The 20,937-nt window shown below is 68.5% G+C and carries 6 protein-coding genes; 1 reads left to right on the top strand and 5 read right to left on the bottom strand.

Translation table 11 applies throughout. From position 1 onward, the window contains the following. Positions 1–381, top strand: a 381-nt coding sequence (locus AC07FN_RS39950) for a zinc ribbon domain-containing protein (protein ID WP_478400339.1), incomplete at its 5' end; no start/stop codon positions are given. Positions 382–431: 50 nt separating this feature from the next. On the opposite strand, the gene AC07FN_RS39945 is transcribed toward AC07FN_RS39950, so the two are convergent. The 5 genes from AC07FN_RS39945 to AC07FN_RS39925 all read right to left on the bottom strand — a co-directional run bounded on the left by AC07FN_RS39945 (position 432) and on the right by AC07FN_RS39925 (position 20,014). Next, entirely contained in the window at positions 432–1,706 is a 1,275-nt protein-coding gene (locus AC07FN_RS39945) for an MFS transporter (protein ID WP_478400338.1), read from the bottom strand. An 84-nt stretch (positions 1,707–1,790) separates the two neighbouring features. Then, positions 1,791–3,353: an AMP-binding protein gene (locus AC07FN_RS39940; protein WP_478400337.1), complete on the bottom strand. Its 1,563-nt coding sequence runs from the start codon at positions 3,351–3,353 to the stop codon at positions 1,791–1,793. A 69-nt stretch (positions 3,354–3,422) separates the two neighbouring features. Beyond that, on the bottom strand, positions 3,423–4,427 hold the full coding sequence (gene fabD, locus AC07FN_RS39935) for an ACP S-malonyltransferase (protein ID WP_478400336.1): 1,005 nt from the start codon (positions 4,425–4,427) through the stop codon (positions 3,423–3,425). A gap of 271 nt (positions 4,428–4,698) precedes the next feature. Beyond that, positions 4,699–9,234 (bottom strand): beta-ketoacyl synthase N-terminal-like domain-containing protein, encoded by a 4,536-nt coding sequence (locus AC07FN_RS39930; RefSeq protein WP_478400335.1) that lies wholly within the window; start codon positions 9,232–9,234, stop codon positions 4,699–4,701. A gap of 25 nt (positions 9,235–9,259) precedes the next feature. Continuing rightward, positions 9,260–20,014, bottom strand: coding sequence for an amino acid adenylation domain-containing protein (locus AC07FN_RS39925; RefSeq protein WP_478400342.1), 10,755 nt, complete (start codon positions 20,012–20,014; stop codon positions 9,260–9,262). Positions 20,015–20,937 lie beyond the last annotated feature (923 nt).

Genomic DNA, 20,937 nt, shown 5'->3' with positions numbered 1-20,937 from the left:
ATGCGCGTGGTGACTGACCACGATGCGATCGCGGTGGAGGACTTCCGCCCGAAATTTCTCGCGAAGACCACGATGGCCAGGAAAGCGGCTGATGCTGCGATCTCGGCCACGAAGAACGAACTGATCATGATGGGGCGCAAGCACGGCCGCCTGGTGGTGCTTGTCGATCCGAAGCACACGACGATGGACTGCGGGCAGTGCGGGGCGAGAACCAAGCACGCGCTGCCGCTGTCGGAACGAACCTATACCTGTACCGCGTGCGGACACGTCTGTCCGAGAGACAAGAACTCCGCGCGCGTGATGCTGGTCCGGGCTGGGCTGTACCCGGCTGGTGTTGAGGGCGGAAGACCTCCCGAGGCGCTGCCTCGGGAGGCTGCCTGAGCCAGGAATCCCCACTACGCCTGGAGACGAGGGACGAAGAATCCCCACCTTCAGACGGGGGGAGCAGTCAATTCCTCCCGCTCTGCCGTGGTCTTGTCCGGGAACCGCGGTGCGGTCAGCAGCAGAACGCTCGCGACGGCGAGAAGCCCCACGGACGCGATGAGTGCGACGTCGTAACCACCGGTCGCGCTGCGCAGCCACGAGATCAGCAACGGGCTTGCGCCGATCCCGACGACGAAGATCGCGTACAGCACGCCGAACAGGCGGCCGTAGCAGGTCAGGTCGTAGTAGCGGGCGGTGAGGTACCCCATGACGTCCACCTCGCCGCCCAGCGACAGGCCGAGGCCGATCGCGGCCACGACGGCGAGGTCGGGACCGCCGAGCAGCAGGGCGAGGAATCCGGCCGCGGCGACGGCGAGCACGATGGCGGCGACCTTCGGCGCGAAGAAGCGGTCGACGAGCAGGCCGACCACCAGCCGTCCGACGATCAGCGCCACGCCGACGAGGCTGGCCGTTCCCGCCGCGGACGCGGCCGGCACACCGGCGTCGCGCAACAGCGGGACCAAGTGCACCGACATGCCGCCGAGCGCGAGCGCGAGGAGGAGGAAAGTCACCGCGAGGCGGCCGAAAAGCGCGGTGCGCAGCAGCGGCGCGAGCCTCGGGGCGGCGGACACCTCCTTGCGGGCTGCCGCGCGAGCGAGCCCGCGCGAGCGCGGCATCAGCACGCCGACGACCACCGCGCCCACCAGCACCACGATCCCCAGGATGCGGTAGACACCGCGCCAGTCCTCCGCGATCTGCGCGCCGAGGATCTGCGGTGCGAGGAAGGCGACGAGCCCCGCACCGGCCAAGGCGATGCCGAGCGCGATTCCGCGAGCCCGGTCGAACCGCTCGTTGACCGCGCGGGTGAACGAGACCGGCGAAGAGGCCGCCGCCACCACGTACATCAGGGCCGACAGCAGCAGGAAGCTCGTGAAGGGCTGCCCTACCGCCGAGAGCGCCATGAAGATCCCGCCGAGCGCGGCTAGGGACAGCGCCGACGGGATCCGCACGCCGTAGCGGTCGACGACCAGACCGATCAGGGGCGACAGGATGATGTTGATGATGGAGCCGATGAACAGCACCGACGAGATCTGGCTGCGGCTCCAGCCGAACTCCGCCTCGAGCTCCGGGATGAACAACCCGAAGGTGTAGAACGGCAGCGACGCGATCCCGAGACCGATGCCGACCGTGGCGGCGGTCAACGGCCGCCAGCCGCGCAGGATCTCGGCACCGGGCCCGGCCACCTGCTCGCGGCCGAGCCTGCCCCCCGCTGTTTCACTCATTGATTCCTCCTGGCGACGTACTTCGACTTCCACCGCCAGGCCGGGCGGAAGTCCGCCGCCGGCGGGTCTTGAGCACTGCCGCCATCACACCTTCCGCGCCTGGGCGTCCCAGTACTCGTCGCGCAGCTCGCGCTTGAGCACCTTGCCGGCGGGCGACCGGGGCAGGCCGCGGACCAGGATCGACTTGGGCGCCTTCACCGGGCCGAGCCGCTCCTCGCAGGTCCGGATGATCGCCTCGACATCGATCTCCCGCCCCGGCTTCGGCTCGACGACCGCCGTGACCGCCTCACCCCACTCGTCGTCGGGCAAGCCGATCACGGCGCAGTCGTGGACCTCGGGGAAAGTGTGGATCACCGCCTCCACCTCCGAGGAGAACACGTTGAGCCCGCCGCGGGTGACGATCAGGTCCTTCTTGCGGTCGACGATGTAGATGTAGCCGTTCGCGTCGCGCAGGCCGATGTCGCCGGTGCCGTGCCAGCCGCCCGGCCGCCGGGTTTCGGCGGTCGCCTCCGGGTTCTCCCAGTAGCCGGGGAAAACCAGGTCGGACCGGACCGCGATCTCGCCGGTCCGCTCGGGCGGCAGGACGTTGCCGTCGTCGTCGATGATCTCGACGCGGGCGACGACCGTCGGCTTGCCGCAGGAGGCCAGCAGCCTGCGGTCGCCGTCCGGGGCCACGGCCCGTGCGGCGTCCTCGGCGGTGAGCACCGTGAGGGCCAGCGGCGCCTCGGACTGCGAGTAGAACTGGGTCATGACCGGCCCGAACACGTCCACGGCCTCGGCCATTCGCTCGGGGGCGACGGGCGATGCCGTCAGGAAGAAGTGGCGCAGCGAGGAGTAGTCGTGGTCGCGGACCGAGGGATGTGCCAGGAGCTCGTACAGGTTCGAGGGCGGCAGGAAGATGCGGGTCACCCGGTTGCGCTCGATCGAGGTCAGGATCTCCTCGGGCACCGTATCCCGGTGGATGATGACCGATCCCCCTGCGCCGATCGCCGGGAAGGCGAACGAACCGCCGGCGTGGGCCAGCGGCGTCGCGCAGATGTAGCGGGGCGGCTCGGGTTCGGCGGCGTGCGCGCTCACCGCGACGTACATCAGGTGCGCCTGCCGGTTGTTGATCGGCACGATCTTCGGTTTGCCGGTGGTGCCACCGGTCCTGATGAACAGCATGTTCTGGCTGGTATCCACCGGGAGCAGCGGCGCCGTCGCGCCTTCCGGTGCCATCCAGCTGGTCAGCTCCGGGTCGCCCTCGCGGCCGGGGCCGATCGAAACCGTCGTCCGCAGGGTGGGGACGCGCTCGATGAGCGTTGCGGCGAGATCGGCCTGAGAACCGTGGTAGATCAGCCGGGTGCACTTCGCGAGGTTGAGGAAGTCGACGAGGTCGTCCGCCGCGCTGGCCGCGTGCCCCGCCATCCAGATCCCGCCGGCGCGGATCACGCCGACCGCGCAGGCGAACGCGTACGCGTCGGGCGGGCTCAGTATGGACACGCGTTCGCCCTGCTCTAAGCCCTCGCCCAACAGCCCCACCGCGACCCGGTGGCTGACCGAGGTGAACTCCTCGTGCGTCATCAGCACGGTGCCGTCGGGATCGACCATGCACGGCGCCTGGGGGTTGATGCTGGAACCCCGGTCGAGGTAATCGATGAACATCATGACTGGAAGATCTCCATTGCTGCGAGATGTGCGCTGAGCGACGGTGTCGAGCCGGGCAGGCTCGGTCGCTCACCGATGAGACGTTCCGCCGGCGCGGATCGTTGCAATGACTTCGTCGACGCCGAGGTTTCCGTTCGCGCAATCGCGAAGCAGTGCCAGTACGCGCTCGTCGCGGTATTCGCGCCAAGGCCCGGCTTCTTCCGGCTCCTCCGCCGGGATCTGGTCGACGAGGGACGTCAGGACCTTGCTCCCGCCCAGCTCCTCGAAGGTCGACACGCCGGCTTTTCGCATGTACCGCACGCACTCCACCCATCGGACCGCGTGGGTTATCTGCTCCGCCAGCGTTTCCCGGATGGCTTTCGCGCCCGATCCGAAGGGCAGGCCGGTCACGTTGGAGACGACCGGCGTCCGGAGTTCACCGAAGTCGACCGTGTCCAGGAACGCCCGGAACTGCTCGGCGGCCGTCGCCATCCACGGCGAGTGGAAGGCCCCGCTGACCCGGAGCGGAACGAATCCCCGGACGCCGTCCACCTTTTCGAAGACCGGCTTGATCCGCTCCAGCCCTTCCTTGCTCCCGGACAGCACGTGCTGCTCGGGAGCGTTGCAGTTGGCGATGACGACGTCCGCGACGCCATGCGCTTCCAGCGTCTCCGCGATGGTTTCCCCGGACACGCCGACCACCGCCACCATCCCGCCGCCGTCGGCCTGGCCCATCAGCTCCGCACGACGCTTCACCAGCCGCAAGCCGGTTTCGAAGTCGAAGGCGCCTGCCGCGAAAAGCGCGTTGTACTCGCCGAGGCTGTGGCCTGCCAGGTAATCCGCAGGCGCCGCGCCCTGCCCGCGCGCCGTCAGGTAGTGCAGCGCGTTCACGACGTAGATCGCGGGCTGCGCGTACGTGGTTCCGCTCAGCTGCCGGTCGGGATTCTCCAAGCACAGCGCCTCGATCGAATACCCGAGCACCTCGTCGGCTTGCCGGCACAACTCCGGGAAGTGCTCGAACAGGCCCTTGCCCATTCCCTTCTTCTGCACTCCCTGACCCGGGAAGACGTAGGAACGCATCAGCTGACCTCGCATCGAGAATGAGGGTTTTCCAACCTCGTTTTGCATAGCGGTGCGGGTAGCGGAACCTCAGAGCTCCCCTGGTCTGTGGGTGCCCCTCCTGATGTATGTCCAATACACGGCGGAGGGGCCGTCCTCGCCGAGGGAACCCCGGAGGGGTGGGCACCGCGGACCCGCGGCGGTGCCGGTTGCGAGAGTGGGCTAAGCGCTTCGCGCTTGCGACAACTCGCACTGGCTGGGCGATCAAGCGTCGCGGCTGCGGTCGCAGCAGGATGAGAAAGGCTCATCAGGCGGCACCGCCTTCGACGTAGGTCTCCACGCACGCCTGCTCGATCGCGGCGAGCGGCCCGTCGTCGTGCAGGATGGTCATGTGGTTGGCCGCGTCGATGTCCACCACTCGCAGCGCCGGGAGCTCGCGCTCCCAGTCCTGCCGGTAGTTGACGTGGTCCAGGGAGAAGGTCTCGCCGGCCACTTGGAAGTACGGTTCGAGATCGCCGAGGAAGAGCCCCCTGCGGTTGCGGAAGTACGTGCAGTCCACGGCCGTCGGGTCCACCAGCGGCCGGACCTCGTACTCGGCGAGCCCGTAGGCGAGCTGCACCCCGATGTTGCGGAGGGTGAAGTCCGCGATCTGCTCGCGGCTCATGGACAGGCCCCGCTCGACGGCGAGATCGGCGAGCTGCCGCACGAGTTCCGCCTCGTCCACCGTGGCGTCGACCTCGTCCTGGTGGATCAGCAGTCGCGTCACCTCGGCGAGGTCCTTCACCCCGGCCGGCCAGAGCAACGAGTTCACCACCTGGATGGCCGCGCTCCGGGCCGTCGCGGACCCGCTGGCGTTCGACTTCGCCAGGCCGGTGCCGTCCGGCGAGTCCACCATGATCAGCGAGTTCACCTCCTGTCCCTGCTGCTGGAGCAGGCGGGTGATCTCGTAGGAGACGATTCCGCCCAGGCAGAACCCGCCGACGTCGTAGGGCCCCTCGGGCTGCACCGCGCGGATGATCTCGGTGTAGTACTCGGCCATCTTCGGAATGCCTTCGACGGGCGCGTGTTCCGTCATGAAGCCACGGGCCTGGATTCCGTAGAACGGGCGGTCGATCTTCGCGGCGATCGTGCGGTACGTCTCGACGCTGGCCAACGCGCCGTGGATCCAGAACACCGGCCTGCCCTCGGTCACGCCGTTCAGGTGCACGAGCTCCGGGAACTGCGGGCCCTCGGGCAGGCTGCCGTCCGCGGCCACCGTCGACAGCCGCGCGACCACGTCGTCCAGGGTGTCGTTCGGCTGCAGCCAATCCGGCTGGAACGCCGGGAACGCGCCGCGGAGGCGGCTCAGCACCGCCACCAGGAGCAGCGAGTTGAGACCGTAGTCGGCCAGCGCCTTCGAGCCGTCGACCTCGTGCTTTTCGAGGCCCAGCACCGAGGCCACGAGACCGGTGACGAAGTCCTCCGGTCCCACCGCGCCGACGTGTTCACCGACGGCCGACGGTGCGGGGACCGACCGGCCTGGGGGCTGCATGTCGAAGCACATCCGCCGTTCGAACGGGTAGCCCGGCAGCGGAATCCTCCGGCGTCGCGCCCCCTGGTGCAGCAGGCTCCAATCCACGGACGCGCCCGCCACCCAGCGATCGGCCAGGAGATCCATGCGCCGCTGCGCCACGAGGGAACGGAGGAACTCGTCGGTGTCGGCGGACGAGTCGACGATGCCGCGGTCGCGCTGCGCACCGTCGGCGACGGCCACCCGCGCGCGCATCTCCGGGTCGTCGTCGAGCCAGCCGCGGAGCACCGCGGCCGCCTCTTCAGCGGTGGCCGCGATCAGCGCCAGCCTGCAGTCCATCGCCTCGCGCCCGACCTGCAGGGTGTATGCGACGTCCGCCCAATTCTCCGGGCCCACGTTCGTCGACCAGTCGACGAACTGCTTCGCCCGTTCGCGAAGGGCGTTCCCGGTCTTGGCCGAGAGCACGAGGATTTGCGGCGAAAGCGCGCTCTCCTGCGCGTCATCGCCGTGGACGGGCAGGTGCTGTTCGAGCACCGCGTGCGCGTTCACGCCCCCGATCCCGAAGCTGTTGATGCTCGCACGACGCGGCAGCGCACGGCCGTCGTCGCCGGTGCGGACGGGCCACGGGACGGTCTCGGCGGCCACCCGGAGCCGAGATCCCGCCAGGGAGATGTTCTCGTGCAGATTCCCGAAGCCGGGAATCGCCGGGACCACGCCGCGCCGCACTGCCTGGACCGTTTTCACCAGCGCTGCCAGACCCGAGAACACCTCGGTGTGCCCGATGGACGGCTTCACGCTGCCGAGGTAGATGGCGGAGTCTTCGCCGTCCGGCGCCGCGGTGTCGCCTCCCAGGCTCGCGCGGAGCGCCGCGATCTCCGCGCTGTCCGCCAGCATCGAGCTCATGCCGTGGGCTTCGACGTAGGAGACGGTGCCGGGGTCGATACCCGCGTCGGCGTAGGCGCCTGCGATGGCGGATTTCATGCCGCGGACGTTCGGCGCCGTGAACGAAACACCCTTGCCGCCGTGGGCGACGCCGGTGCCGCGCACAACGCCGTAGATGGTGTCACCGTCGTCGATCGCCCTGCTGAGCGGCTTGATCAGGACGGCGCCGGCACCTTCGCTGCGCACGGTGCCGTCGGCGTCCTGCTGGAACGGGCGCACGTCCCCGCTGGGGCTGAGCATCCCCGCCGCCCGCATTCCGGCGAAGCGGGCCGGCGACATGATCAGGTTCACGCCGCCGACGAGGGCCTGGTCGCACTCCCCGTCGCGGATGGACCGGATGGCGCGGTGCAGGGCCACGAGCGACGACGAGCACGTCGTGTCGCACTGCTCGCTCGGACCGTGCAGGTCGAACACGTAGGAAATGCGATTGGGGATCAGCGCGGGCGCCGGCGAGCTCATCAGGCTCGGCCCGCCGTCGGCGTCCGGCGCTCCGGGCTCGTACTCGCTGGCGGTGGCGGCGACGAAGACCCCCGTGGGCCGCGCCCGCAGCTCCGCGGGCTGATAACCCGCGTCCTCGATGGCGTTCCACGCCGCCATCAACATCAAGCGGAGCTCGGGAGTCACCTGCCGCGCCTCGGTCATCGACATGCCGAAGAAGAGCGGGTCGAATTCGTGGATCTCGTCCATGAACCCGCCCCGGATCGCGGCCACCTCCACGCCGTCGCCCTGGAGCGCCCAGTCCGCACGCCGCATCGGCGGGCTGGTGATGCAGCGTTCGCCCTGTTCGACGACTCGCCAGAACTCCTCGATGTCGTCGGCCCGGGGGAACCGCGCGGACATCCCCACGATGGCCATCCCCTCGGGCTCGGCCTCCTCCCCGATCGGCACCGCGCCAGCAGGTGCGCTCACTTCCGGGGGAGCGCCCCCGCTGGGGCCGGGGGTTTCGGACTGGAGCGGGGCTTGGATCTCGGAGGCGAATTCGGTGACGATGAACTCGCTGAGATCCGCTACGGTCCCGTGCTCGAAGAGCACCGTGATGTCCAGGTCGATGTCGAGCTGCTCACCGACGGCACGGGCCACGTTCACGGCGAAGATGGAATCGAGGCCGTAGTTCGAGAACGGCTCGTCATGCGCGATGCGGGAGCGATCGATGCGCAGCGATTCCGCGAGCACGTCGAGCACTGTTCCCGCAACGTGGTCGAGCAGGCGATCCATGGGCGCGGACCCACCGCTCAGGCTCACCGCGGCCGGGCTTTCGCGCACCGGCGCCCTCTCAACCGGCTCCGGCGCTTGATCCGGCGCGGATTCGCGCGCCGCTGTGCTCGCCTGCCGCACGACCCCGTCGCTCTCGGCCACGATGATCTGCTGACCGAGATCCGTGGCTTCCCGCAACGGCAGGGTGACCGGCCCGTACCCCTCCTCGGCGAGGACGCGCTGCCAGCCTTCGACCGACAGGAGGGGGCTGCCCGGAATGCGCGACTCCGCGTCGTCGTAGAGCCACCACCCTTCGAGCAGACCGAAGGTGAACGCGTTGAGGAAGTTGTTCGCGGTCACTTCGTTGAGCAGCAGGATTCCGCCCCTTTTCAAGGGCGCCTTGGCGTTTCGCAGCGTGTTCCGGATGTTCCGGGTGGCGTGCAGCACGTTGGCGGCGATGACCACGTCGTACTCGCCGACGGCAATTCCCTGCTCTGCCACCGCGTTCTCGATGTCCAGAATGCCGTAGGCCAGGAACGGGCTGGTCGGCCCGTAGGACCGCTCGGCGTGTTCCAGGAACGCCCGGGAGAGATCCGTGTACCGGTACTCCCGCACCGCCAGGCCCTCGGCCCGGATGGCGTCCAGGACGATGGCGCTCGTCGCACCGGTGCCCGCGCCGATCTCCAGGATCCGCGGCTCGAAACCGGGCTCGGCATCGGCCCGGCGCCGCAGGTGGGCGACCAGCTTGGCGGCCAGCGCCGTGCTGAAGTAGATCGATGCCGGGTTGGACTTGTACGCGTTCTCGACCAGTTCCACCGACCCGCCCGGGAACATGACCTCCGTGGCGCGCCGCTTCCCGGTGAGGATGTCGGGCAGGACCCGGAGCGTCGTCTCCACCAGCAGATGGGTGGCGGCCAGGTCGGGATTCCCCTGCCAGTGCGGCTTTTCCGCGTCCCACTCGCGCCACAGCTCATCGAGCGGCCGGTGCCCCCGGGCTTCGCCGACCAGGATGCTGTCGTCCCGGCGTTCGAGGTAGCCCTCGACCTCGAAGACGCGAACGCACTCGGCGAACCACAAGTCGTACACCGGCAGCAGACCGGCCGCTTCCCGCGCCGCACCCAACGTCTGCTCGGATCGGCTGAACGCCCCGAGAACACGCAGGTGAGACCACAGGAAGTCGCACAGCAGCCGTTTCATGATCGGTCCCTCCGAAATTGCGCGATCAGATCACGAGCGCGTTCAGTTCCTTGGTTCGTGCACGCAGCCGCTCCAGATCGGCGAACGCATCTCGCAGCTCCCGGTGGTCGGAGTGGACCGCGGCCAACGACGGCGAAGGCTCGTCCCAGCGGAGGACGACTTCGTCGTCTCCCACGGTGATTCCCCGGGTGTTCAAGGCCGGGCTGAACTTCATCAGGGTCAGCTGGTCCACCGGTCCCGCGCACAGCAGCTCGATCGCCGCCATGAGCTCGCTCGCCTGGATGAGCGGAACGCCGGCGCCCACCACCGCCGCGCGGTCGTTCTCCGCCACCGCGTTGTTGAAGCAGTAACCGAGGTTGATCACCTTGGCGGCGCATCCGTAGCGGCGTTCCACCGCGTGCGCGAAGGAATCCACGAACGTGCAGGCGGCGGCGTAGTTCGCCTGCTTGATGGCTTTGAGGTACGAGTTGATGGACGAGAGGAAGAGCGCGAGCTCCAGCGAGTCGCCGCCGAACACGTCCAGCAGCCGCACGCTCGCGTCGACCTTGCCCCGGAGCACGTCGTGGAATTCCGCCTCGGTCATCTTGGCCAGGCTCGCACCCGAGAAGACCAGTCCGGAGTGGATGACGCCGTGCACGCTCCCGAAACGCCGTTCGATCTCGTCCCGCGCCTGCCGGAGGGACTCGGTGCTGGTGGCATCGGCCTGCAGGTAAAGCGGTGCGGGTCCGCCGGGTCCCGCTGCTGCGGCGACGGCGGCGTCGATGCGCGCGTCCCGCGGGCTTCGCCCGAGCCACACCACCTGCGCGCCGTACTGGCGGATCAAGTGCTCGCTGATGGCCGTTCCCAGTCCACCGGCCCCGCCGACGATGACGTAGGTACCGCCTTCCCGCAGCCGAGATGACGTCGGCGAACTGGAGCGAACGGGCGTCAGGTGCTGCCGGAACCACGTGCTGCTCCGGCGAATCCGCATGTTGCCGTCCGGATCGGTGGGCAGGCTCAGCACGGCGGACAACGACGCGGTGTCGTACGCGTCCACGTCCACCACCCGCATCTTCCAGTTCGGGTACTCCTTCGCCACCGAGCCGGCCAGGCCCGCGACGCCGGCGTTGGTCGGATCGATCGGCTCGGCCTCGTGCGCCTGGTGCGCGCGGTTCGTGATCACGGTCCACCCCAGGGAGCGGTTGCCGTAGCCGGCCCCGAGCAGCGCTTTCACCGTGCGGAAGACCTGCAGCGTGCCGGCGGATTGGCCGTCGACGATGCCCTCACCGGATGCCGCCTCCGAGTACTCGGGTGCCACCCAGATCAGGTGGTCGAGCGCGGGAGCGGACCGAACGGCGGTTTCGATGTCGTGCTGCGAACCGTTCGGTGGGACTGCCAGCACGTGCGCCGACGGGTACCTCGCGACCAGGACGTCGCGCGCGTCCTGCGTCGCCGCGATGATGCCGACCGATTCGGCGGTCCGCGGCCAGGTCTCGGTCTCGACCTCGCGGGCCGGGGCCCACGTGGGGAGCAGTGCGACAGCCTCCGACTTGCCCGCCTCGTCAGGGGCGGTCGTGCGCGCGGTGCGGCGGCCCGTGATCCCCCGGAGGGCGAGGCACACCTTGCCGCGATCGTCGGCCAGGTCGATGTCGATTCGTCCGGCGTCCCGGGCGTCGTCGCTCCAGCGGACCCAGGCCCACATCTTCTCGGAGCACGGCGCGAAGATCTCCGCCTTCTTGATGGAGAAGACCAACCCGACGTCGCGCTGCTCGTCGCCGGATCCGACGAGCAGCCTCATGCACTGCATCGCCGAATCCACCAGCGCCGGGTGCAGCGCGAAGCTGCGCGCGGTGTCCAGCACCACGTCCGGCAGGTTCAGCTCCGCGAGCACCGCCCCTTCGGCCTCGTACACCGCGCCGCGGCCCTGGAACGCCGGGCCGTAGTCGATCCCGAGCTCCCGGTACTCCGCGTAGAAGCGTTCGGGTCCGGTCGCGGTACGCCGGAAGTCCCGGAGCATCGCGGACAGGTCGATCACCGGCTGCGCCGACCGATCGGGGTGCGAAATCCCGCCCTGGCAATGAATCACCGACTCACCGCCGGCGTTCGCTGCCGCGGAATGCACCTCGAAGCGGGTCCCGCTGCCCTCCGGGCGAAGCTCCACCTGCAGCGCGCGTGGCCCCTCCGCCACGCCGAGGGGGCGCAGGAAGGCGATGTCGTGCAAGCAAACGGCGTCCCCGTCCGAGGCACCGGCGCTTTGCCGGGCGGCCGCGTAAGCCCACTGCAGGTACATCGCTCCCGGCACGATGGCGGTTCCCTGCACCCGGTGATCGCGCAGGTAGAACTCGTCACCGGTGAGCGTCGTGCTGTCCGGCCGGCGGTCGCGGCTCGGCGATATGCCGCTCAGCAGCACGCCATTGGGCGATACATCGCTCGGCAATTCGTACTGGTTCCGGTCGAAGGGATAGACCGGCAACGGCACACGCCCGTAGCGCCCGTCCCGGAACAACTCGCCGAAATCGGGTGTCCGTCCGTCGAGGAATTCCGCGGCGAGGACGTGCGGCCGCCCGGCCTCGGTTCCGGGGGAATCGCCTTCGCCGGAAAGCCAAGCGGTGAGCGCGCGTTCCAGCTCGGCCACATCGTCGACCACGCGGGCCCACCGGTGCTGGAAGTGCGTCCGCCCGAGCAGGAGCGTGTAGCTCACATCGCCGAGATCCAGATCCCGGCGCTCCCGGCATGCACGCGCGAGATCGGCCACCTGCTGGCGCAGGGCCTCCCCCGTTCGCGCCGACAGCGCGATCAGCCGGGGGCCTCCCGACCTTGCCGCAATTTCCATTGAAATCGGACCTTCGATTTCAATGGAAATTGCGGACCTGCTCCGCCGGGGCGATGCCGGCGCCTCCTCGATGACGACGTGGGCGTTCGTCCCGCTGGCACCGAGCGACGTGATCGCAGCGCGCCGCTTGCCGCCTTGCGGGACGACCCACTCCCTCGGCTCCGCGTGCACGTAGAAAGGGCTGCCCTCCAGCGCGATGCCGGGATTGGTCGTCCGGTAGTGCAGGAGCCCGGGCATCGTCTCGTGCTTCATGGCCAGGAGCGTCTTGATGATCCCGATCACGCCGGCCGCGGCTTGGGCGTGGCCGATGTTGGCCTTGCTCGACCCCAGCGAGCAGAAGTGCTCCTCGCTCGTGTGGGCCCGGAACGCCCGTACGAGCGCGTTGAACTCCACCGGGTCGCCGAGCTTCGTCCCGGTGCCGTGCGCCTCGACCAGTTGTATCCCCTCGGGGTCGATCTCGAAGTCCCGGTAGATCTGCCCGATCAACTTCTCCTGGGAATTCCCGTTCGGCGCGGTGATCCCGTTGGTCGTGCCGTCCTGGTTGATGCCGATCCCGCGGACCACGCCGTAGATGTGGTCCCCGTCGGCCTCGGCATCCGAAAGCCGCTTCAGGACCAGCGCTCCGACGCCTTCGGCGGGGACGAATCCGTCGGCGGCCTGGTCGAACGTGTGGCACCTTCCGGTCGGGGACAGCATCCCGGCGCGCGATCCCGCGATGTAGAGCCGGGGCGAGCACTGGACGAAGACACCGCCGGCGATCGCCAGATCGGCCTCACCCGCCCACAACCCCTGGCACGCCAGGTACATGGACACCAGCGAGCTGGAGCACGCGGTGTCGACGGCCATCGCCGGTCCGTGCAGGTCCAGGTAGTAGGCCATCCTGGAGGGCACCAGCGAGCTCATGTTGCCCCAGAACGCCTGCGCCGGGTAATCGGACGACGTCGTCAGGTCGAAGTAGTCACCGGCGCCGCAACCGACGTAGATCCCGCAACGATCGCGGTCGAGCGACTCGCCCGCATGGCCCGCGTCCTCGAGCGCCTTCCACGCCTCCTGGAGGAACAACCGCTGCTGCGGCTCCATGTAGGAGGCTTCCACCCCGGAAATCCCGAAGAACAGCGGATCGAACTCGTAGATGCCGTCCATGAATCCGCCGTCCGCGCACCGGCTCCGGAGGGACGACAGGTCCCAGCGGGAGGCAGGGGTCACCGGATCGCGGCCCTCGACCAGCTGGCGCCAGAACTCATCGACGTTCCGCGCACCCGGGAACCGGCCGCTCATGCCGACGATGGCAATGGGATCGCTGCCCCGAGGCGCCTCGGCGGTGCGTGGCGCCTCGGTGACGCGTGGCGCCTCGATGGTCCGTGGCGCCTCGACGCGCGCAGGTTCGACCGGAGCGGGGATCGGGCTCGTCTCCGGTTCCTCGTCGGCTCTGATCGCGTCGCCGTGCTCCGCCAGAACGAATCTCACCAGCCGCCGGATGGAGGGATTGTCGAACAGGACGCTGGGATCCAGGTCGGTGCCCAGCGATTCGTTGAGCTGCTGCACCAGGTTGACGCCCGTGAGCGAGTCCAGCCCGTAGTCGGCGAACGGTTTGTCGTCCTCCAGTTCTTCCCTGCGGAGCTTCAACGAAGCCATCAGGCTCCGGACGAGGGCCTCTTCGACGTGCGTTTCGAGCGAGACTTCCCGATCGACCTTCCTCGGGGCGGGAAGCGACGCCGGCGCGCCAACCCGCGCCACCACGGTCTGCAGCCCCAACGACCGGGCCCGCTCGGCCGGGAAGTGCACCGCGTCGAATCCCTTGTCGCGGAGCACGTCTCGCCACGAGGCCGACGACAGCGCAGGGCCACCATCGATGCGCCAGCTGTCCGTGTAGCGCCACCAGCCATCGAGGAACCCGAAGGTCAGGTGCGACCACAGCTCGTTCTCGGCGAGCTCGTTGAGCAGGAGAACGCCACCAGGGCGGAGCAGCGCCCGGGCGTGCTCGACGGATTCCACGACGTCCTTGGTCGCGTGCAGCACGTTGTTGGCGATGACGATGTCGTAGTGCCCCGCCGCGAATCCCTGCTCGCCGGGAGGCAGTTCCACGTTGAACGTCCTGCACGTCAGGTACGGAACGCGCGGCGAGAACCGCTTTTCCGCTTCGATCAGGAACGCCTTGGAAATGTCGGTGTAGCAGTACTCCGCGATATCGCGCTCGAAGCGCTCCAGCTGCTCGAACACGCGATCACTGGCGCTCCCGGTGCCGGCGCCGATCTCCAGCACCCGGATCCCGGATCGCGCCCCGCGAAGGAGCTCCGCCACCTCGGAACGCACCGCGCCGGCCGTCATCGCGTTGAAGTAGTCGGCGGTCGCATTCCGCCGGTAGACCGCCTCGACGAGTTCCAGCGTCCCGCCGGGGAACATGATGCTCGTGGCCGGCAGCTCTCCCGTCAGGATCGCCGGCATGGCCTCGATCATGCGCTCGACCAGCGCGGTCTTGGCTGCCAGCTCCGGATCGCTGCCGCGCCCGTCCTTCCACGCACGCCAGGTCCGCCACGCCTGCTCGGCGTCCGGCGCGCCGTCCCGCGTCCGCAGGAAGCCGCCCTCGCGGACGAGCTCGCCGCCGTCCACCAGCACGTTCACGCTGTGATCGAGCCATTTCGCGAAGCCGGGCGCGATCACGCCCGCCGCGACCTGCTCGTACCGCGCGGGCTCGCGGAAGAGCCCGATCGTCGACAGCTGCGCGAGCATCAGCTGCCGCAGGATCCCGTTCATCTCGGCCGTGCTCTGCTGGTGCCGCGCCAGGAACCGTTCGATCCCATCGGTTCCGGCCCCGAGCAAGGCATCAGCGTCGACCGGCGCGCGCTCGTGGGACGCGGCCGGCTGCACCGCTTGCACGGGCTGCCTCGGCCTCACCGGTTCCGCTGCCGCGGTCGGCCAGAACGGCTTCGTGTCGAACGGGTACGTCGGCAGGCTCACCCGTCCTGGCACCTGCACGCCGTAGTACGAGTTCCAGGCGACGTCGATGCCGCTGACCCAAAGGGGTGCGATCTTCTCCCACTCGCCGCGCTCGAACCATTCCGCAGCGAGCTCCTGGAGCTGCTCGGTTCGGGCGAACAGCGATACCAGTTCGTCGTCCTGGCGCCGGACGGTGCCGGCGAAAGCCGCTTCCGGCACATTGCCTTCGACGTAGGCGCCGAGCTGCGCGGCCAATGTCTCGAAGTCGTCGGCGATGAACGCGATCCGGCTGGCCATCTCCCGCCGTCCGGTCTGCAGCGTGTACGCCAGCGACGCCAGGTCCCCGCGGTACTCCGGCAAGAACGCCAGGAGATCCCGAGCGAGGGCTTCAAGGCGTTCGCCGTCCCGTGCCGAGAGGACGACCAGATGCTCCCCCGAACTCCTCTCAGCGGAAGGCACCACGCGCGAACGCGGGGCCACCTGCTCAAGCACCACGTGCACGTTGGTGCCGCCTACGCCGAACGAGCTCAGCCCCGCCCGCGGAGGCTCGGAGCCCGTCCTGCTCAGCGGCAGGTTCTGGTCGACCACGAAGAACGGGGAGTTCTCCCAATCGATCTGCGTGTTCGGCACGTCGCAGTTCAGGGATCTCGGGACCTCGCCGTGGTGGAGGCTCAGGGCCAGCTTGATCAGGCCGGCGATCCCGGCGGCGGCGTCGAGATGGCCGATGTTGCTCTTGACCGACCCGATCCCGCAGTACCGGCTCCGATCCGTGAAGTGCCGGTACGCCTCGGTCAGCGCCGCGACCTCGATGGGATCGCCCAGCTTGGTGCCCGTGCCGTGCGCCTCGACGTAGCGGATCGACTCGGGGTCCACGCCCGACTTGTCCAGCGCCTTGCGGATGACGTCGACCTGGCCTCGTACGCTCGGGGCGTAGAACCCGGCCTTGTCGCCGCCGTCGTTGTTGACCGCCACCCCGCGGATCAGGCAGTAGACGTGGTCGCCGTCGGCGAAAGCATCGCGGGCGCGCTTGAGAACGACGACGCCCACCCCTTCACCGCCGGTCATGCCGTCGGCCGTGTCGTCGAACGGTTTGCAACGCCCGTCGCTCGAGAAGTTCAGGCCCGGCTGGTGCACGTAGCCCAGCTCCATCGTGGAGTAGAGGCTGGCCGCGCCGACCAGTGCCTGATCGACCTCGCTGGAGAGCAGTCCCTGGCACGCGAGGTGGAGTCCGCTCAACGCCGAGGAGCAGTTGGTGCTCACAGCCATGCTGGGGCCGCTCAGCCCCAACTTGCTCGAGATCATCGTGGGCACGCTGCCGCCCTGCGAGAGCAGCCAGGCCACGTAACCCTCATTGCTGGCCAGAACTCGCGCGCCCGCCGCGTTCTCCATCAGGCTCGGCAACAGCGCCTGGTAGAAGTTGTTGCTCGTCGACGTGAAGACGCTGGTGTTGGGAACGTCCTCCGGGCGGTATCCGGCGTCCTCCAACGCCTTCCACGCGTGCAGCAGCAGGAGACGGCCCTGCGGGTCCATGAGCTCGGCGTCGCGCGGCGAGATCCCGAAGAACGCCGGATCGAATTCCGCTTTGCCCTCGATGACCGCCCGCTGCGGCACGTACCCGGGCCGACCGATCAGTTCGTCCGGCACCCCGAGCGCGCGCAGCTCCTCGGGCGACCAGAACGTGCTGCCGCCATTGCCTTCCTGGAGGTTGCGCCAGAACTCCCGGGGGTTCTCGGCCCCGGGAAAGTGGCACGACATGCCGACCACTGCGATCGAATCGTCGAGATACCCGTCCTCGATGGCAGGCTCCTCCGCGCGGCCGTCGGGAAGCGGATCGAGCTGCCGGGGCGCGCTCTGCACTGCTGCGTGCGCCGGGGACGTCGCTTCCGATGGCAGCCCGGCAATATGCCGAGCCATGGCCGCGATCGACGGGTTCGAGAACAGCGCCACCGGCCGCAGCCGGCAACCGAAGGTCCGGTTGATCTCCTCCACCACCTCGATGGCGGAGAAGGAGTCGCCGCCCGCCTCGAAGAACGCTTCGTCGCGGTCGACGTCCTCGCGGTCGAGCACCTCGCCGAAGATCTTGCGCACACTCCGCTCGACGCGGACCGCACCCGCAGCGGCATCGGAGGTGGACCGCACGACCGGTGCCTGCTCACCGGAGTCGCTCAGCCGCGCCCGATCGATCTTGCCGTTGGCCGTGAGCGGGAAGGATTCCAGCGCCACGAACGCACTCGGCACCATGTAGGCCGGGAGGGTCTTCTCCAGATGCGCGCGCAGCGCCTTGGTGTCGATGGCACGCCGACTGTCGCCGTGCACCGTGAAATACGCGGCGAGCCGTTCCGATCGGCCTTTGCGCTCCACCACGACAACGCTGTTCGCGACGTCCGGATGACCGTTGAGCACGGCCTCGATCTCACCGAGCTCGATGCGGTAACCGCGGAGCTTGATCTGGTTGTCCATCCGCCCGAGCAAGACGATTTCGCCGTTGGGCAGCCGCCGCGCGACGTCACCGGTCCGGTAGAGGCGCTCGCCGCGGACGAACGGGTTCTCGACGAAGCGCTGCGCCGTCAGGTCCTGCTTCCGGTGGTATCCCAGCGCGACACCACGGCCCGAAATGCACAGTTCGCCCGGTACCCCGACGGACACCGGCTGCATGTTCTCGTCGAGGACGTACAGCCGCGTGTTCGCGATCGGCGTTCCGATGGTCACCGGCTCGTCGCGGCGCAACCGCCGCACCGTCGACCAGATCGTGGTTTCCGTCGGCCCGTACAGGTTCCAAGCCTCGCCACTGGACACGAGCTGGTCCTTGAGGTTCTCCGGCAACGCCTCCCCACCGCAGAGGATCTTGACCCCGCAGGTGTTCTTCCACCCCACGCGCAGCAGCATGGCCCAGGTAGCGGGGGTGGCCTGCATGAGAGTGGGCCGCCACTCGTCCACCTCCGCGGCGAGCAACGTGGCGTCCTTGACCGTCGTCGAATCGCAGATGCGGCAATGCCCGCCGGTGATCAGCGGCAGGTAGAGCTCCAAACCGGCGATGTCGAAGCTGTACGTGGTGACGGCCAGCAACCGGTCGCGCGCGGTCACCCCGAAGGTCCCGGCCATGGCCAGCAGGAAATTGGTCAGCGCCCGATGCGGAACCACCACTCCCTTGGGCTGTCCGGTGCTGCCCGAGGTGTAGATGGTGTACGCGACACCAGGCGTCGACTCGGGACGCGCGGCCCGCGGCTCCCGCACCTCGTCACCGCCGTCGTCCGGGCGGTCCGTCACGTGGAGACTCGCCCCGTGAGTGTCCACTGCGGACAACGCGCCCATCACGGCCTCGTGGCAGACGACGAGCTCGGCCCCGCTGTCCCGGATCATGTACGAGAGGCGCTCGGCCGGGAAGTCGGGATCCAACGGCAGGTACGCCGCGCCTCGCTTCATGATCGCGAGCAGACCCACGATCAGATCGAGCGAACGCTCGAAGCAAACCCCCACGTTGTCCCCGGCCCCGACGCCTCGGCGCAGCAGCGCATCGGCCAGCGCCGAGCTGCGATCGGCGAGTTCGCGGTAGGTCAGGGTCTGTTCCCCGCAGGTCACCGCAGGCGCGTCCGGCTCCGATTCCGCCCGCTCCGCGAAGAGATCCCAGACCGTCCGGTCCTCGGGATGGTCGACGTCCGTGCGGTTCCACTCGTCCAGGAGGAGCCGTCGCTCGGCGGCGCCCAGGAGGTTCAGCCGGCCGAGTTCGGCATGGCCGCCCGAGGCCACGACGTCATCGATCAGGTTGACGAAGTGGTCGGCCATCCGCGCAATGGTGGCGGCGGAAAAAGCGGCGGGGTGGTATTTCCAGATGAGTTCGAATCCGTCACCGGGAACCACGTCCAGCGTCAGGTCGTACTCACCGAGTTGGTGCAGACCTTCCACCACCCGGAACGGCCAGGTGTCGCGGAGCTCGTCCGCCAGGTTCTGCAAAGTTCCGGTGAGGGAGAAGTTCTGGTAGTTGTAGGCGACCTGGAATACCGGCGACCGGAGGTCCGCATCGCGACCACTGAGATCTCGCACGATGCGGGGGAATGGATAGGCCGCGTGGTCGATCGCCTCGAAAACCGTTGATTGCAGCCGCTGGGCGAACAGCGAGAATTCGTCCGATGCGACCGGTTTGCTTCGAATGGGCAGGGTGTTGATGAAATAGCCGACCGACGAGTCGAAGCGCTCCGACGGGCGCCCGGACACCGGCATTCCGATGACGATGTCCTCCTGCCCCGTGTACCGGTGGAGCAATGTCTTGAACACGGCGAGCAGGAAAACGCCGGGAATGATTCCGTTCGCCGCGGCGAACGAGGCGATGACATCGGCCTGCTCCTTCGGCAACCGCCGAATGCACACCTCGCCTTCGTGCGGCGCGTCAGGAGCCAGCGTCGCCTCGGTGGGCAAACCGGTGAGCGGAATTCGGCCGGCGAGTTCCCGCTTCCAGAAATCCCGGTCGCGCTCGGCGCGCGCATCACCGAGGTACTCGTCCTCCCACGCGACGAACTCGCCGAACTCCGCGGCGCCGGGCTGGGACGATGGTTCACGGCCACCGGCCCGGGCCTGGTAGGCGCGCAGGAAGGTGTCGAGCACGAGGCACAGCGACGGCCCGTCGAGAATGATGTGGTGGACGACCACGAGGACGTACACCTCGGATTCGCCACGACGCAGCACGGACAGCCGGATCAGGGGCTCGCCGGCCAGGTCGAACGGCCGCTGCGCTCTCCGCTTCAGGTGCGCGAGCACATCATCGGCGGGAACATCCGAGATGTCCGCGTATTCGATCTGGAAACGATCGGCGCCACCGGGCGACAGGGAAGGCCCGCCGTCCCCTTCCCGGACGGCCGCCGAAAGAATCGGGTACCGCGATACCGCATCGCGAAATGCGTCCTCAAGAGCGGCTTGGTCGACGTGCTCGCACAATAGGCATACCGGCACGTTGTAGGAATACGTGTCCGGCTCCATCTTGTGCAGCGCCCACAAACCGCGCTGCCCTTCCGACAGGGGACGCTTCGCGTGCTCCACCAACTCGGCGAGCAAATCCGTTGTCGAAAGCGCACCTGCGTCGTATCGCTGAACGATTTCACCAAGTGGCATGCCAACTTGCCCATCAGACGAGGTAGGCAGATCCTCCGCCCGCACGGCCGGGTTGCCGCCGGCACCTCCGGACCTGTTCTCAGGTAGGCGACTGGAAGGCATGAGTGCCCTTTCTGGAAGAAACCGCGCTGGGCTGGCTGCCGTACCCACCGATGCTGTCAGATTCCAGGGAGGGCGACACCGCCTCGGTGGCGTGTCCTTCAGGGGTGCCCGTATGGCCACCCATGCCGTCACCCTCTTTAGAACGGAATTGAGGTTTTTCCAACCTCAATTTGCGTGGCGGTGCGGGTAGCGGAACCTCAGAGACTCCCTGGACTGTGGGTGCCCTGACTTATGTATGTCCAGGTCAGGTCCGGAACGCACAGGGGTCGTGAGTGCCTATGGTCGCCGCAGCAGCCATGACCACTCACGACCCAGAGACACGGGTATTCCGCACAGAGGATGAAAAAGCTCATCGATTTCGATACCGGTTTTCAGCACGGCCGCTCAACGCGTTCGGCACCGAATGCGGAGTTCGCCCTGTGATCGGCGAGGCCGGGGGCGAATGATTTCCGCCCGGATCAGATATGCGGCGCCATCGTCCGGCCTGGTCGGCCAGAACGTCGACGACTTCGTGAGATATCAGCAGCCGGTCGCACCGGGAGCACCGCGATCGCGGACCGGTCGTGGAGAGAAGGACGTTGCCGACTACGTCTTGAGCCCGGCCGGTGCCGGTCCCTCGCCCCGCACGGCAAGGCCGACCGCGTATCGAGCGGGATCATCGCTCGCCGACCGGGCCGCGCGGTCCACATAGGATGGAGGAAGTCGGCCGGATTTCAGGACCCGGGAGAACCGAGCAGCCCGCCGCGAGC

This window comes from Saccharopolyspora sp. NPDC045941 (assembly GCF_056431445.1).
This window is presented reverse-complemented; position numbering and strand designations above follow the sequence as displayed.

Bases quoted from the DNA above. Each gene is read 5' to 3' on its own strand.
- AC07FN_RS39940 (WP_478400337.1), bottom strand. From the start codon at position 3,353: ATGATGTTCATCGATTACCTCGACCGGGGTTCCAGCATCAACCCCCAG.
- AC07FN_RS39945 (WP_478400338.1), bottom strand. From the start codon at position 1,706: ATGAGTGAAACAGCGGGGGGCAGGCTCGGCCGCGAGCAGGTGGCCGGG.
- AC07FN_RS39930 (WP_478400335.1), bottom strand. From the start codon at position 9,234: ATGAAACGGCTGCTGTGCGACTTCCTGTGGTCTCACCTGCGTGTTCTC.
- fabD (WP_478400336.1), bottom strand. From the start codon at position 4,427: ATGCGAGGTCAGCTGATGCGTTCCTACGTCTTCCCGGGTCAGGGAGTG.